This is a genomic window from Lysinibacillus sp. NPDC093190 (assembly GCF_050280425.1).
GTDB lineage: Bacteria > Bacillota > Bacilli > Bacillales_A > Planococcaceae > Lysinibacillus.
The window spans coordinates 14,235-29,751 of sequence record NZ_JBNNVG010000030.1 but is presented as its reverse complement, the minus strand read 5'-3'; the positions used below and the strand labels follow the sequence as shown (position 1 = coordinate 29,751).

The window sequence follows — 15,517 nt, the reverse complement described above, 5'->3', positions numbered from 1 at the left end:
CATTATTTTTTTGTTTCATAGCCTTACTATAATGAATTATTAGAAAAAAGTAAATAGCTTTGCTTAAAAAATCCCGATTAAACTTGTATGTTTTACAGATACTCGGTTAATATCCTTATAAAGTGAAACTGTAATCAGTAGAGGTTTTACGCATCCCAATTGCTTATTAGCGTTCACCAATCAGGCAATTTATCGTTCCCTTAACTTCTTTGCTATTGGTATTATAAAATGCCAAGAGCATTCACGCACATACAAAGGCGAGAATGCTCCAAAAAAAATATTTAAGTTCCGTTCGTCTATTTGTTGTTATGCTTTTTATGGCATATATCGTTTATTGGCTCCTACAGGCTTTGGCAAGAAATTTTTCAAATCAAATCCTTCCCAGCTCTCCTGTACAACATTGTCTAGACGTACTTGTTTATCAAAGCTTGCAGCAGTGAGCATCATAGCTTCAATTAATTGAGTTGCACGGACCGCGTCTATTGTCGTTAAATCAAGCGGTTCATCAAATGTAACAATAACGCCTTCTGCTACCTCTTTCACAGTGTATGTTATATTTTCCGGTACGACAGGAAAGTATGCATCATCATTATTATTTCGCATAACAGTAAGAGCTTCTGTAACTGTGGAAAAAGTTTTACGAGAATCAGGTGATAAATATTCAGCCCCATTTTCATCTTTATATAAATAATAATTAAAATGATTTGAGCTTGTTAATGCCATGGGTTTACTTGAATCTTCTTCCTTGGCAAGCTCGTGGACTGTACCATCAGGATTTTCAAACTCAATATCTTTATACTCGGAATCTGAGAATGTATCCTGTATTGTCCCTAAATATTCGTCTGTATCTGCTGAAGCGACATCAAAGTCATCTTTCTTCGGCAATACATGGACCAATTTATCACCCTTCTCCTTTATTTCCCCTTTATATGGATGATAGTTAGTAAAACCATTTGCTTTCTCATCAATTTGTGGCGCATACTTTTCATACATTTGTAGGGTTGTGGGCTTTTTCTTCCCAAAATCAGTAGCAACTCGTTCATTTGGTATGATATACGTCATCGGTACACTTTTCTTATCACGATTTGCCAAACCAATACGGAACACTACTGCATCTGTTAAATCTTCCTCATAAACAGATGATCGTAGTGACATGATCTGTGCATGGTCTGCTACTATGTTGGACTCCATAATTTTATCATGGTTGACAGAGCTTTTTGCTGCGCGATTATCCTGCAATGTTGAATATTGAGAAGGTTCAGGAGCATTAGCCTGGTCTATTTTTGCATCATTATGATTCATGAACATGGAGCCTGTAAGTACTGTTAAAGCGAAAACTGCTGCAACACTCATAAAGATTGGCCATTTACGAGCTTTCTTCTTTGTTGTTGCTGTCTCGGTACTTTCTTGTTGCGTATGCATACTGTGTTGTTGCTCTTGCGATGTTATTTCATCATCTATTGGTTGTTGTATAACTTCTTGAAGATGGACATTATCCTGCAAGCGAGCATCTGCCAATAATCGTTTTAATATTTCTTCTTTCGAACGGCGGTCAGAAAGCTTAGGGGCATTATTCAATACATGTTCAAGTTGGTCATCATCAAATTGATTATGTGTCATTGCCGTTTCGCCTCCTGTTCTCTAACCTGTTGTAGCTGTTGCCTTAAAAATTTAATGGCACGATGCTGAGTGGTTTTTACCTTCGCTTCTGTCCAATCTAGTATTTGCGCTGTTTCTGCAATCGATAAATCTTGAAAGTAACGCATAATAATGACCATTTTTTGGTCACCTGTACAGTGTTCAAGTGCTGCTTGCACCTGCATAAATTCATCACTGGCCTGCAATACGTCTTCCGGTGATGGTGTGGTTGAATGTAGCTGTTCCGTTTCCCAGTCAAAAAAATCAAGTGAATGTTTTTGGCGTACAGCCTGCTTTCTAAAATGATCAATAGCGACATTTTTAGCAATAGCAAAAAGCCATGTCTTTTCACTGCTATTTCCTGCGAACTGGTCATATGAGCGCAATACGCGAACATAAACCTCATGCGCTAAATCCTCAGCAAGTGTACGGTTTTTTACTAAATAAATAAGAAACTGGAACACGTCTTGATGATATGCATCGTATAATCGATGGAACACGGAGTCATTCAAAGCACTCCACCCCCGTTCTATTTATATTTGTCGTCTTAATGTCCACAGAAGTTACATCCAATTAATACCACTCTTTAATAGTATTAATCAAAAGGTAAATAAAACGTGAAGATAGTCCCCTCTTTCAGCACACTATCTACCATAATATTGCCTGAATGTGCCTTGACAATATTTCTAGCAATAGCTAAACCTAGGCCAGTTCCGCCCTTAGAACGCGTACGTGCCTTATCTGCTTTATAGAAACGTTCAAAGACATATGGTAAGTCCTCTTGTGGAATACCATGCCCTGTATCCTGAACAGATATTTTGGCAAAGGTTGGCTCCTGCTCAACCTTCACTGTTACTGACCCTTCAGCAGTATGACGGAGAGCATTATCAACTAAATTCGTTAGTACTTGTTCAATCCGATCCTCGTCTATACTAATCGTAGCTTCGTCATTAAATTCACTGTCAAATATCAGACGAACATGTTTCTCTTTTGCAACCTGTGCAAATTTTTGCGTAATACGTTCAAATGTTGAATTAATTGGAAGTTCATCCTTGTAAAGTGTCATATGCCCCGCTTCCATACGCGCAAGGTCTAGTAAATCTGTTACGAGGCGTCCCATACGCTTCGATTCATCATAAATAATTTTTGTAATCTCATTTCGTTCTTCTTGATCCTGAATAAAGTCATCATCCATTAGGGCCTCTGAATAACCTTGAAGCATCGAGATTGGAGTCCGTAGCTCATGAGACACATTAGCAATAAAGTCTGAACGCAGTTTCTCTAAGCGATGCTGCTCCGTCATATCACGAATAACCGCAACCGCTCCACGTATCGATTCCTCACTATAAAGAGGGCTAATCGTAAACGTGTAGTAATTTCCATCCATCTCAATTTCTTCTTCAAGCTTATCCTCAAACATCAGTACATGGTCGAGCATATGATAAAGCTCTGGCGGAATTGGCTTCGCACTTTGTGAGCCTTTATTGACAAACCATTTTTGCATTAAACGGTCAGCTGGCGGATTACTTAATAATATTGTACGGTCACGATTAAACGTAATAACTGCGTCTGTCATCGATGTCAAAATATTTGAAAGCTGTTCATTTTCTTGATTGATCACTTCTAGATTGTGTTTCAATTGACGTCCCATTTGATTAAAGGCAACTGCAAGCTGGCCAATTTCATCATTTTGTGTAGTCGGCATCTTCGCTTCAAAATTCCCTTTAGAAATTTCAAACGCCAACTCTCGCATTTTACGTAATGGTGATGTAATACGTGATGAAAGGAAAAACGCAAAAAATGTCGTCAGCACAAAGGCAATGAACGCAGATAAAAAGACAATTTTCGTTGTCTCTTTCGATGTTTTATGCAGCGCATCTGGACTTTGATAAATAAAGACAGCCCCGTGCACTGCATCTTCCACATTTACTGGGAAACCTAGCACAACATACGAATCCATTTTTTCTTCGTCTGTGGAAGACGGCATCATCATTTCCTTAATAATCGGTTTATCTGATTGAAAAACTTCTTGGAACGATTTATTAGCTAAAATCATATCCTGGATTTCTTTTTTATTTACACCTTCCTGCATAGCAAAAGAAACTCTGTCATGGTTAATAGCAATAAGCGCATTCGTACTTTCAGGTAAAATATCTTTTAATAATTCCAAAGTCGACTCTGCTGTTTCATTATCATCTACTATACTTGCAACCGTTGCTGCAGTTTGACGCAAAGAGCTTTCTGCCTGTTGCATATGGTAATTCTGAAGGAACTCAAGCATTAAAATCGTGAAAACAAATAATACAAATGAAACGAGAAGCAATATGGTTACCCATAGCTTCCCGACAACACTATTCCATATTCTATTCATTGACAACCTCAAATTTGTAGCCAACGCCCCATACAGTAACAATCATTTTTGCAGCGTTTTCAGAGACACGGTTGAGCTTTTCACGTAAACGTTTTACATGTGTGTCAACTGTACGTAAGTCACCAAAGAAATCATAATGCCAAACTTCTTTTAGTAATTGTTCACGGTCAAATACTTTATCTGGTGATTTAGCTAGGAAATAAAGCAATTCATACTCTTTAGGCGTTAAATTAACTTCAATACCCTCCGCTGTTACACGGTGCGCATCATGATCGATCATTAAATGTTGGAACACAACTAAATCTTTTGAAGAAGAAGCATTTGTCGAAGGTGAGAATGCTTGTGAACGGCGTAATATAGCCTTCACACGTAACACAACCTCACGAGGACTAAATGGTTTTACAATATAATCATCTGCTCCAAGCTCAAAGCCTTGTACGCGATTCGCTTCCTCGCCTTTTGCAGTTAATAAAATAATCGGTGTTGCTGCTCGTTCACGGATTTCCGCACAAACTTCAAGCCCGTCTTTTTCTGGCATCATAATATCTAATAAAATACAGTGATACTCTTTTTCTAAAGATTTTTCGATCGCTTGTTCACCATTTTCTGCTTCGTCAACAAGGTACCCTTCTCGCTCCAAATACATTTTTAATAAGCGTCGAATACGATCCTCGTCATCTACAACTAATACTGAAATATTTTCTGACACTTTCACGATCCCTCTCTTCTAATCTTTCTCTACCTACTATTGTACATGGTACAGCACATATTGAAAAGAAAAGAAAGCCTTCTTGCCACAGCAAGAAGGCTCTTCTTTCCAATACTAGCGACGTAAAAATCTCATATGTCTCAAATGAATCAGTTTTTATCAAATCAGTTTAAGCTGATGCGTATGAGTGTAAACCTGCAAGAATCAAGTTAACAGCAATTAAGTTAAATAATATTATTCCAAAACCAATTAAAGCTAACCATGCAGATTTTTCACCTTCCCAGCCTTTTGATAAACGTAAGTGTAGGAATGCTGCATAGAATAACCATGTAATTAGTGCCCACACTTCCTTCGGATCCCATCCCCAGAAACGACTCCACGCAAGTTGTGCCCAAATCATTGCAAAGATTAAAGCACCTAACGTAAATACTGGGAAACCAATTATCACTGAGCGATAACCAATTTCATCAACTAATTGTAAATTTACTCGTTTGACAAAAGGTTGGAAAATCGCACTAATTCGACGTCGTGCAATTAATCGAATTAATAAGTATAATACAGATCCTACTAATAATGACCACACAACTGTTGTTAATTTCTTCGCATTAATGAGCGCAGGCATTTCTACTAACGGAGACATGCCATGTTCTTCCACTGCCTTATATTCATTCATACCAAATACTGGCGGCATTTTGTATTCAATTTGACGTTCATTTCCCTCTTTATCAACATAAGTATATTTTGAATCGTAATCCATCAAATTAAAAACGGATGTAGCAACTACGAAACCAACTACTACCACAAGGAAGAACATTACCGCTTCTAACCAGAAACGTTGTTTAGAAGGCTTCTTTAAATCAACTACTTTTAATAAATAAATTAGTCCTGCTACTGCACTAATCGCTAAAATTGATTGCCCTAAAGCAGCTGTAATAACATGAATTGTTAACCAGTAACTTTGTAAAGACGGCACTAAAGGACTAACCTCTTTCGGGAACATCGACGCATAGGCAATTATTAATAGCGCCACAGGTAATGCTACTAATCCTAGAGCTGTCACTCGATAAATAAAATAAATCAATACGAATGCCCCAACAATGAACATTCCGAACGCAGTCGTAAATTCAAACATATTACTAACAGGTGCATGCCCTGAATAAATCCAACGAGTGACAAAATAACCAAGTTGCGAAAGTAGACCTATAATCGTTACAATAATTGCCGCTTTGCCCCATTTTTCGGTATTTTTGCCTGTTGCATTCGATTGCTTTATCGAACCACCAAACAATAAAGTTGCAACTAGGTAGGCTATGAATGCTACAAATAATAGGTTTCCACTTATGTCAATCAAACTCATAAGGTGTTGTCACCTTCCTTTTCTTTAATGCCTGGCTTTGTGGATTTCTTGACATCTTCAGGCTTATCTAACTGATCTTCATATGGCGGTAGACCAGCAAATGTAGTGACTATATCTAAATCCTTTTTCATACTGAACATATTTTTATTCACATGGGCAGCTATTAACACTCGACCATTCGGCTCCACCTGTAACCATAAACGTCGGTGGTTCCAATACGAGCCAATTACTACACCAATCATGAAAATAACACCACCAACAAATAAAATTGGTATCGTACTATCCTTACGAATTGTAAAGTTTGATGAATTACGCATCTCTGCCCCTGCGAATTTCATTCTATATTTGTTTTCACCAAGTGGTTCAAGTGGTGGCTTTCTGATCTCTACAAAGCTTACTTCACCTTTTGGCGTTTCTGGTGTTGTCATTCTAAATAAAAATGCCGGATTATTTGGTATTGATGTTTTTGTTTGTGGCTCTCCATTTTCAAAACCATCAAAATCTGGTGTATAAACAAGAATTTGTACTGAGGAACCATTTCCTAAATCATATTCTTTTTTAGGATTCGTTAAATCAATTTCAATTTGACCTAGCGAATCTTCTTCTGTTGCTTTATCCACTAAATTAAAATTCATCTGTCTCAACTCGTTAAGACGATAATTCATTTGATACAGCGCAAAACCGTTTTCTTTTAACGGATGATTGACACGAATAGAGTAATCTCTCAATTTTTCAAGATTGTCTGAATCTCCTGGAAGAGCTCCCTCAGGTTGTTTGTATAACGTGATGTCCGTTTGATAGTTCTTCGCCATAACATTTACACCTTGGCTCGCTTCCCCGCCCTGTTGCTTTTCGCCATGGGTTTCCAATATAAATTTATTATTTTTAATAAAATAACCGTCCATCCCTGGTATAGCTCGTGTTTCACCTTCACGGATCCAGATCGTCTCATCCACATAAAAACCAGGTACTAAGCGCAACATAACACCTGTTAAAAAAATAATGAGACCGACATGATTTATGTATGGGCCATATCGAGCAAAGCGGCCGCGCTCTGCTAGCAGTGCACTTCCATCACGACGAACACGGTATTTTAATTCGGACATTTTTTGCTCAACTTTATCAAGCGTTTCATCAGCGTTTGGCACTTGCCCTTCCGCAATGATCCGTTGGCGTTTCATGAAACTTTCATGACGTTTAACGCGTTGATTTTTTAAAGACTTATGCAATGGTAAACCTCGGTCTAAACTCGCAACAATAATCGATATCGCAAGCATACCTACCAAAATTTGGAACCACCAAGTGTTGTATAAATGAGAAAGTCCTAAATTATTATAGAGTTTGCCTAATACACCATACACTTTTTCATAATACTCAGCTTTGCTAGGCTCCGGGGCATTAACATATATCGCTTGCGGTAGAATTGTTCCGATTGACGCTGCGATCAACGTTATAATAATGAGGGCAATCCCCACTTTTACATTCGAGAAGAAATTCCAAATTTTATCAACAAATGTTGTATTATACGTTTTTGAACGAATTGCCGTTCCATCGTAACGCATATCAACAACTTTTGTCTGTTTACCTTCCTCAGTTAAAGGACGACCACATTTCTCACAAAGCTTCGTGCCATATGGGTTACTATGACCACAAGCACAAATGATGTTTTCCATAGTCATTTACTCCTTATTTTGGCTTCACTAATTCCATGTACGAAGCAATTTTTGCCTCCGTCATTTCACCAGTAATGATTTTGGCTACTTTACCATCTGGATCAATAAGGAGAGTTGCAGGTAAATTACCTACATTGTAGGTAGTCTGAACGCTTTTCGTTTTGTCAATAACTACTGGGAACGTTAACTCATATCTATCGACAAAATTCTGTACTTCAAAATCTGTTTGGGCAATATTGACCGCTAATGTTTGTACACCTTGATCTTTAAAAACTTTATACTGACGATCCATTGCAGGCATTTCCTTTTCACAAGGCTTACACCAAGTTCCCCAGAAGTTCAAAAATACGCCCTGCCCCTTATAATCAGACAGTTTATGTTTCTCACCGTTTAAATCTACTAACGTGAAGTCTGGTGCTTTAGAGCCTACTGCTAATAACTCTACTTTATCCTTTGTTGCTGTTCCGTATACCGTGTAACCAATTGCTAATACTAAGACTGCCAAAATAATGGTACGAATGACGAGACGTTTTTTCTTTTTCTCCAAGTTAATAAACCCCCTATCAATTTACGGCTTAGAGTAACTACAATTGACGCTAAGCTTTTCATACAAACATTCATATGTATAGATTTTACCGTCTGATTTACAACATTTATGATTGTCAAATTTTATATTTGTCATTCACTTATGCGTCAAACACCACCTGATAAATGATGAAACTAATCTAGGTGAGCTATTCTTACCTATTATAGCAAAATGATACACAAACGCTTAGCTAATAATTATGAATGATTTATGAACGATTTCACTAATAAGAAAGTGAATACATTACTATTGCACATAGAAGTATTTCACTTTCTATTAGAAAATGCTCATTTATCCGAGTTTTCCTGTCTCCGCTAACACTCGCAATTGCTTCACTTCATGCTTTGTTAGTTCACGATATTCCCCCGGAGCTAGCCCGAATAAATCTAAAAAGGCAAAGCGTTCACGTTTTAGTTTAACAACAGGAGTACCGATCGCCTCGAACATGCGACGCACTTGGCGATTTCGCCCTTCGTGGATCGTAATTTCACAGATTGCCTTACCTGCATTTTCATCAAATGAAGTCATACTAACCATCGCAGGAGCTGTTTTGCCGTCTTCTAACTTAATTCCTCGTTGAAGCTTTTTTAAACCTTCAATCGTTGGGACACCTTTAACACGAGCAATATATGTTTTGTCGATTTTAAACTTTGGATGCGTCAGCATATAAGAAAATTCGCCATCATTTGTCAATAGCAATAAGCCAGATGTATCATAGTCGAGACGGCCAACTGGGAAAATTCGTTGCGGGATATGCTTAAACAAATCTGTGACAGTTTTGCGTCCTTTGTCGTCTGTTACAGCTGAAATCGTTCCACGTGGTTTATATAGTAAATAATAAACCTTATCCTCTTTCTCAAGCTTCACACCTTCTACTTCTATCGTATCTGAGTTGGAAACCTTTGTACCTAACTCACGTACTACAACTCCGTTCACTTTAACTTTACCTTCTACAATCAATTGTTCTGCCTTACGTCTAGACGCCACACCAGCATACGCAATGACCTTTTGTAATCTTTCCATTCTTTCACCTCTAATTTTCATTCACCTTGGTTTGACACCAAGCATTAAACCTCATTCGCACATTATGAATAAGGTTATTTTTCCCGCTAATCTGTGAAAATTATGTCATACTTTTATACATTATTAAAGAAAAACTAATTATGGATAAATAATTAAATGATTTGAAATAGTTTTTATCAACTATTTTTCGGATAATTTGCACTTGAATTTTAAGGATCCTCACCAGGACGTAGACTTAATTTCCGTTCCGACTGGACGCTTTCCTGGGGGCGTCGGGCTAACAGATGTTTTTTGCGCTAAAGCGAAGCGGCAGAGCAAATGTTTTCTGTGCGAAAGCGTAGTGCAACGTAGCGACAGCAACAGGATGTTGGCTCGAAGGCGTTATCACAGGATACGCTTTGACAAAATGTCTCCAACTTTTGAATTTTATCGGAACACTTTTAAATTTTATCGCCCAACTTTTGAGTTTTATCGATAAACTTTCATGTTTTATCGCCCAACTTCTGAATTTTATCGACATCTACCTTTCAAAGAGAAAAAAAGATTCACACATAAAACTGTGTATGAATCCTTTTACTTTATTTTGTCGCACAGCCTTCACTCCAATCAACTTATATAAATTAAATTGCATACGTTTTAACAAATGCCATCCCCAACTTTTTAATGATGATCCAGTTTTAATCAAATCCTCTCATTCTTTTCATCCAATAACAATCGCTTTAAAAATATAAACATGAAGAGCCACAATTTATCGGCAGCTCTTCATCATTACTCATTTTCACTATATTTATATCTATTCTATGTCCATAGTTCCTTAATTCTTTATTAATGAATTGTTTCGCTCTTGATAACTTTGTTGATAAAGATTGTTCAATTGTAGATCCCATCTTGTAATGTGCAAATTTTTTTCTGGTAAACTCATACCATTTTTTCTACAATTGTTTTCTCAACCTTTACAATATCTTCACAGCTTGTCGACAGAAGAATAAATATACAAAAAGTGTATCAATAAACAAAGGTTATTTTCACTTCGAGTTGTCGCTTTCCCCGGCTTGGCTTCATTCTCCTCGTCACTACGTTTCTGCGGGCCATTCAGCTAGTAATTACAAAAGATAAACAAAAAAATCAGCGAATCGCTTTTAACGATCCGCTGATTCAACTTTTACTGGCACTGCATATATACGCTCTTCACCAATAAAGAGGGATAGTACACCTTCCTTACGTTTTCGTGAAACATGCAAAACTTGCCTTACACTTTCTTTTTCTTCTTTATTTAATTGCAAACGAATTGGTTGCTCTATACGAATGGATAGGTTTTTATTGACCTTATATTTACCTTCTTTCACTACAGTCTCAAGACTGTAATCTTGCCAAACCTTGTTCGCTAACCCCCGATGTACATTCCAGTCATCGGATTCATTCAAAGTGACGACAATACATGTTTGCCCGTTCTTTTGGAAGGCGGTTGCAAGGGTCCGACCAGCCACCTTTGTAAAGCCTGTTTTTCCAGCGAATGCTGAACCTTTTGCTGATTTTAATGCATTAACAGGTAGTTGTGTCTCATCACCTATTTCGATTGCAACCCCTGACCCTTCTCGTAATAACCGGTGCTTATTTTCCCATAACATCCCATTTTCAGTATTAGCACGAAATAGAACTGTGGAGGCAATCTTCTTGAAAGTTTTATTTTGAAGAGCAATTCTCAACATTTCAGCAGTATCTCTTGCTGACGATAAATGCTCATCATGGTGCAAGCCAGACGAGTTCATAAAAACTGTATTTGTGAGACCCGAAACAACAGCCCGCTCATTCATTAACTTGACAAACCCTTCAACCGATCCACCGGCATGCTCTGCTAAAGCTGTTGCTGCATCATTTCCTGATCGTAGCATCAAACCATATAACAGTGTTTCTACCGTAACTTTTTCCCCTGCCTGCAAATAAATTGACGAGCCCTCAGCCGTTGCAGCCCTCGGTGAAATAACCACTTCATCTTGAAGATTGCTATTTTCAATAGCAACGAGTGCTGTCCAAATTTTTGTTAAGCTAGCAATTGGTAACCGTGCATCACTATTTGATTCGAATAAAACACGGCCTGTATCACCATCCAAGACAGCATATCCGCTACCACCCCGTGCTAAACTGGTTTGAGGAAGCATTAACATTACCACAACTATCATGAACAATATTAAACGTACTAACCGAAGCAACGAGCCACTCCTTATTAAAAGTAATAGGAAAATATAGATTATATTTATGTTTCAAGTAAAGTATTATACCTTTAAATCTTGTTTATTTACTTTACTCCACTAAAGGTTTCTTGGAATTTCGTCATAAATAAATCTGTTTCTTGCTCTGTTTCAACTAGCTCATCTTCAGGTAAAGGCGGCATTTCTTCTATACTATTTAAACCAAAGTAGTTTAAAAATTCTTTTGTTGTACCATATAAGATTGCACGTCCTGTCCCTTCTGAGCGACCAACTTCTTTAATTAACCCTCTCGAAGCGAGCGTTTGTATAGGTCTTTCACATTTCACACCGCGTAAATCTTCAATTGCTACACGTGTAATTGGCTGTTTGTATGCCACAATAGCCAATACCTCAAGCGAGGCTTGCGATAATGATTGAACAGTTGGATTTTCTACTAATCTTTGAATGGTATCTGCTAGTTCAGATTTTGTTATAAGCTGATAAACTCCCGCTATTTCTTTTATAGTGAGGCCTCTAGCTAAATCTTCTTCATATGTTGTTTTCAACACTTCCATTGTCTGTACGATTAACTCTTCCGGTTCACCTAAAAGTTGTGACAATTGTTTAATAGTTAAGCCGTCGTCTCCAACGACAAATAATAAGGATTCTATTCTACTCTGTAGCATCATTGTTTTCGTCATCATCATCCCATTCCTCCTTCTGTAATGTAACTGTTAATTCTTCAAAGTTACCATCTTGCTCTACGATGACGATCTGACGTTTCATCAGTTCCAGAATGGATAAAAACGTCAGAATAAGCGTTGGCTTATCTTCATAGGGAAAAAGCTCGGAAAATGATGCACGTCCACCTGTAGATCGTAATGAATCGACAACCGAACGCATTTGATCTTTCACTGAGCGTTCCTGTCTCGCTACAGTTGTCTTTAGTGGTTTTTTTAATTTTTTTCGACGCATCAGTTTTTGAAAGGCCCCAAGCATGTCATAGATGTTGACGTTCAAATCAAATAACGCCATTTGCTCATCTGATGCTAACTCAGATAAATCTGCTGGCGGCCGTGAAAATACCTGTGCCCGATCTGTTTCAAGCTCTTGTAGGCTACTTGCTGCTTCTTTATATTTCTTATACTCTATTAAACGTTGCACCAGTTCTTCACGAGGGTCTGGACCGTCGACTTCTAATTCGGCATCTTCAAGCTCACCTTCATGAATTGGCAGGAGCATACGACTTTTAATGGCCAATAATGTTGCAGCCATCACTAAATATTCACTAGCCTCATTTAACTCCAGTACCTGCATAGCATGTATATGGTCGATATATTGTTGAGTAATTTCAGCCATTGGGATATCATAAATATCAATTTCCAATCTGTGAATTAAATGCAATAATAAATCAAGAGGCCCTGAAAAGGCTTCTAATTTTACTTCATAAGACATTGTTTTACCACCCTGAGATTCTATGTTCTTTTAGTATAGTAGAAAGGAGCCCAAAATGCATCCACAGCATCATACTTTATTTATCGACTACTGTGCTTTTTTCAATGGTAATCAAGATTTTTTTGAATGCCATGAAGTCCTAGAGGAATACTGGAAGGAAATTGCTCCAGGTGATAAAAAGCACCCTCTCGTTGGATACGTACAGCTCGCAACAGGTTTATATCATTATCGACGTGACAATTATATTGGCGCTGCGCGAATCTTAGAAAAAGCACTCAATAATTTTCAATATAATATAGGGCACATCTTTTTTGACGAAATCGACTACGAAATACTACTAACACAACTAACAGATGCACTTTCTGCAATCCAAATGGGCAAGTCCTTTCAAGCATTTCAACTTCCTCTTTCACCCAGATTGGAGGAATTAGTATTTGCTCGCATACAACTTTTACCATCAAGTAGCGCTAACTATCTTCTTCATAAACATATGCTTCGAGATCGCTCACATATTCTTGCAGAGCGTCAAGAAAGTAAACAAAGAAAAAGCAGACGTCAATGATCGTCTGCTTCTTCATCGATACAATTTATACATTTTTGAACAAAATTACGCGTTTCCTCCGTTGCACGCACACTTTCGTACTGGCCAAGTTCTGCTACTTCCTGTAGCATTTCCTTCGCAACACCTTCACCTCTATAAGAAGGGACAACGGAAACATGTTGAATCGTAGCTATATTATTACTGTCTGTTACAAGTCCAACAATGCCAACATACTCATCGTTATTTTTCCATAAATATAAAACCCAATTATCATTATTTTCATAGGAGTGAATTGTCTCTGTGAGCTTTTTTATGTCTTTTTCGTTAGGCATAAACGAGAGTAGCCCCATTGCTATTTTCTCGAAAGCTTTCTTATATCGAATTAACATATTTGTCTATTCCCTCTTTTTCTAGCTGTACATAATCTTTGACTATCCTACACGATTTGTACTTTTACCGCAAGTCAATTTCTGTCTTACGAACCAGGTCCGAGAATACCTTTAGACGCCAATACCCAATAGAAAACGCCCCACAACAAAACAAAAGTTGAAATGGACGCTAGTAATACCCATTTGTTTTTTCTCATATTTACTCACCCTTTTTTAACGTTAGCGGGAGATCGTTTTGTACAATATCTTCATAACTTTCGCGTCGAATTGCTAATTGATGTTTGCCATTTTCTATAAATACAACTGCTGGTCGTGGTACACGATTATAGTTACTCGCCATAGAATATCCATACGCACCAGTACAGAAGATTGCTAGCACATCACCAGAAGCTGCTTCCTGAAGCTTAGCATCAATAATTAATTTATCGCCCGATTCACAAAGTTTACCAGCCACTGTATATGTTTCACTTTTTGATTCATTTGCTTTACTCGCAATGACCGCCTCGTACTTCGCATCATATAATGCCGGACGGATATTATCACTCATTCCACCATCGACAGCAATATATTTACGAACATTAGGCACTGTTTTTTGTGAACCAATTGTATAAAGTGATGTTCCTGCATCGCCTACAAGTGAACGCCCTGGTTCAATCCAAATTTCTGGCATAGTTAGACCAAGTACAGTCGCTTTGTTCTTTACAACTGTAATCATATCCTCTACATATACTTGTGGCTCAAGCGGTGCATCTTCCTCAGTATAACGAATTCCGAAGCCCCCTCCTAAGTTTAACACAGTACACGTAAAATCGTGAGTCTTGTTCCAATCAGAAATTTTATCAACTAGTTTTTCTCCTGCTAAGCCAAAGCCCGCTGTGTCAAAAATTTGAGAGCCAATATGGCAGTGTAATCCTAGAAGCTCTAGGTATTCATGGTTAAAAGTTTGTTGGAAAGCTTCATCTGCTTGACCATTATTTAAGTCGAAGCCAAATTTAGAATCCGCTTGACCTGTCGTAATGAAATCATGCGTATGTGCCTCAACACCTGGTGTGACACGTAGTAAAATACGCATTTTTTGTTGACGGCGTTCTGAGATTTCTTGTAAAAGTTGAATTTCATAGAAGTTATCCACAACAATACAACCGATTTTCGAGTCAAAGGCTAATTCTAATTCAGCAATGCTTTTATTATTACCATGGAAATGAATACGCTCAGCAGGGAATCCAGCTTTTAAAGCTGTAAATAATTCTCCACCAGAGACAACGTCTAAAGATAGATTTTCTTCTGCCGCTAATTGGTACACAGCTACACATGCAAATGCTTTAGAAGCATAAGCTACTTCTGCTTTTACACCTAGTTTTTTAAACGTATCAATAAAGCCGCGTGCACGCTTACGAATAAGCGCCGTATCATACACAAATAAAGGTGTACCATATTCTTTCGCAAGCTCTAATGTATCTACCTGTCCAATCGTTAAATGACCATCTTCAGAAATCGCTTGTGTTCCATATAAATGCATGTGCATCTCTCCCTTTTCACATCGTTCCATCTTGTGATAAAATTTGCACCTCTAATGGAAGTAGCAA

General features: G+C 37.8%; 14 protein-coding genes. 1 reads left to right on the top strand and 13 read right to left on the bottom strand.

The window, feature by feature from the left end; all coding sequences use genetic code 11:
* Positions 1-315 precede the first annotated feature (315 nt).
* The 11 genes from ACQKOF_RS20060 to ACQKOF_RS20010 form a co-directional block, all read right to left on the bottom strand.
* Complete coding sequence (locus ACQKOF_RS20060; RefSeq protein WP_427560852.1) at positions 316-1,620, bottom strand: RNA polymerase subunit sigma; 1,305 nt, start codon at positions 1,618-1,620, stop codon at positions 316-318.
* The gene (gene sigX / locus ACQKOF_RS20055) at positions 1,617-2,150 is read right to left on the bottom strand and encodes an RNA polymerase sigma factor SigX (RefSeq protein WP_370046042.1); all 534 of its coding nucleotides are present in this window, start codon (positions 2,148-2,150) and stop codon (positions 1,617-1,619) included. Before sigX ends, ACQKOF_RS20060 begins: the two co-directional genes overlap by 4 nt.
* Positions 2,151-2,233: 83 nt before the next feature.
* A complete protein-coding gene (locus ACQKOF_RS20050) occupies positions 2,234-4,009 on the bottom strand; it encodes an ATP-binding protein (RefSeq protein ID WP_427560849.1) in 1,776 nt (591 codons plus the stop codon).
* Positions 4,002-4,718 carry a response regulator transcription factor gene (locus ACQKOF_RS20045; RefSeq protein WP_049668637.1) on the bottom strand — a complete coding sequence of 239 codons (717 nt, stop codon included), beginning with the start codon at positions 4,716-4,718 and terminating at the stop codon, positions 4,002-4,004. The genes ACQKOF_RS20050 and ACQKOF_RS20045 overlap by 8 nt, the downstream gene beginning before the upstream one ends.
* 169 nt (positions 4,719-4,887) lie before the next feature.
* A complete protein-coding gene (ccsB, locus tag ACQKOF_RS20040; RefSeq protein ID WP_427560846.1) occupies positions 4,888-6,075 on the bottom strand; it encodes a c-type cytochrome biogenesis protein CcsB in 1,188 nt (395 codons plus the stop codon).
* Positions 6,072-7,748, bottom strand: a complete 1,677-nt coding sequence (resB, locus tag ACQKOF_RS20035) for a cytochrome c biogenesis protein ResB (RefSeq protein ID WP_427560843.1) — start codon at positions 7,746-7,748, stop codon at positions 6,072-6,074. The genes ccsB and resB overlap by 4 nt, the downstream gene beginning before the upstream one ends.
* Before the next feature lie 13 nt (positions 7,749-7,761).
* Entirely contained in the window at positions 7,762-8,295 is a 534-nt protein-coding gene (resA, locus tag ACQKOF_RS20030) for a thiol-disulfide oxidoreductase ResA (RefSeq protein ID WP_427560840.1), read from the bottom strand.
* 330 nt (positions 8,296-8,625) lie between these two features.
* Positions 8,626-9,357: a pseudouridine synthase gene (locus ACQKOF_RS20025; RefSeq protein WP_427560837.1), complete on the bottom strand. Its 732-nt coding sequence runs from the start codon at positions 9,355-9,357 to the stop codon at positions 8,626-8,628.
* Positions 9,358-10,496: 1,139 nt separating this feature from the next.
* Positions 10,497-11,567 carry a D-alanyl-D-alanine carboxypeptidase family protein gene (locus ACQKOF_RS20020; protein ID WP_427560836.1) on the bottom strand — a complete coding sequence of 357 codons (1,071 nt, stop codon included), beginning with the start codon at positions 11,565-11,567 and terminating at the stop codon, positions 10,497-10,499.
* An 86-nt stretch (positions 11,568-11,653) separates the two neighbouring features.
* Positions 11,654-12,247: an SMC-Scp complex subunit ScpB gene (gene scpB / locus ACQKOF_RS20015; protein ID WP_053483121.1), complete on the bottom strand. Its 594-nt coding sequence runs from the start codon at positions 12,245-12,247 to the stop codon at positions 11,654-11,656.
* Complete coding sequence (locus tag ACQKOF_RS20010; protein ID WP_427560833.1) at positions 12,219-13,001, bottom strand: segregation/condensation protein A; 783 nt, start codon at positions 12,999-13,001, stop codon at positions 12,219-12,221. Before ACQKOF_RS20010 ends, scpB begins: the two co-directional genes overlap by 29 nt.
* A gap of 55 nt (positions 13,002-13,056) precedes the next feature.
* Between ACQKOF_RS20010 and ACQKOF_RS20005 the strand changes: the two genes are divergently transcribed.
* The gene (locus ACQKOF_RS20005) at positions 13,057-13,563 is read left to right on the top strand and encodes a DUF309 domain-containing protein (protein WP_427560830.1); all 507 of its coding nucleotides are present in this window, start codon (positions 13,057-13,059) and stop codon (positions 13,561-13,563) included.
* Here ACQKOF_RS20005 and ACQKOF_RS20000 read toward each other — a convergent pair.
* Positions 13,557-13,931, bottom strand: coding sequence for a GNAT family N-acetyltransferase (locus ACQKOF_RS20000; RefSeq protein WP_427560827.1), 375 nt, complete (start codon positions 13,929-13,931; stop codon positions 13,557-13,559). The two genes, ACQKOF_RS20005 and ACQKOF_RS20000, sit on opposite strands and share 7 nt — an antisense overlap.
* 199 nt (positions 13,932-14,130) lie before the next feature.
* Positions 14,131-15,450, bottom strand: a complete 1,320-nt coding sequence (lysA, locus tag ACQKOF_RS19995; protein ID WP_370046062.1) for a diaminopimelate decarboxylase — start codon at positions 15,448-15,450, stop codon at positions 14,131-14,133.
* Positions 15,451-15,517 lie beyond the last annotated feature (67 nt).

Excerpts from the sequence above, each read along its gene's own strand:
- ACQKOF_RS20060 (WP_427560852.1), bottom strand. The coding sequence starts at position 1,620 with ATGACACATAATCAATTTGATGATGACCAACTTGAACATGTATTGAAT.
- ACQKOF_RS20050 (WP_427560849.1), bottom strand. The coding sequence starts at position 4,009 with ATGAATAGAATATGGAATAGTGTTGTCGGGAAGCTATGGGTAACCATA.
- ccsB (WP_427560846.1), bottom strand. The coding sequence starts at position 6,075 with ATGAGTTTGATTGACATAAGTGGAAACCTATTATTTGTAGCATTCATA.
- resB (WP_427560843.1), bottom strand. The coding sequence starts at position 7,748 with ATGGAAAACATCATTTGTGCTTGTGGTCATAGTAACCCATATGGCACG.
- ACQKOF_RS20025 (WP_427560837.1), bottom strand. The coding sequence starts at position 9,357 with ATGGAAAGATTACAAAAGGTCATTGCGTATGCTGGTGTGGCGTCTAGA.
- scpB (WP_053483121.1), bottom strand. The coding sequence starts at position 12,247 with ATGACGAAAACAATGATGCTACAGAGTAGAATAGAATCCTTATTATTT.
- ACQKOF_RS20010 (WP_427560833.1), bottom strand. The coding sequence starts at position 13,001 with ATGTCTTATGAAGTAAAATTAGAAGCCTTTTCAGGGCCTCTTGATTTA.
- ACQKOF_RS20005 (WP_427560830.1), top strand. The coding sequence starts at position 13,057 with ATGCATCCACAGCATCATACTTTATTTATCGACTACTGTGCTTTTTTC.
- ACQKOF_RS20000 (WP_427560827.1), bottom strand. The coding sequence starts at position 13,931 with ATGTTAATTCGATATAAGAAAGCTTTCGAGAAAATAGCAATGGGGCTA.
- lysA (WP_370046062.1), bottom strand. The coding sequence starts at position 15,450 with ATGCATTTATATGGAACACAAGCGATTTCTGAAGATGGTCATTTAACG.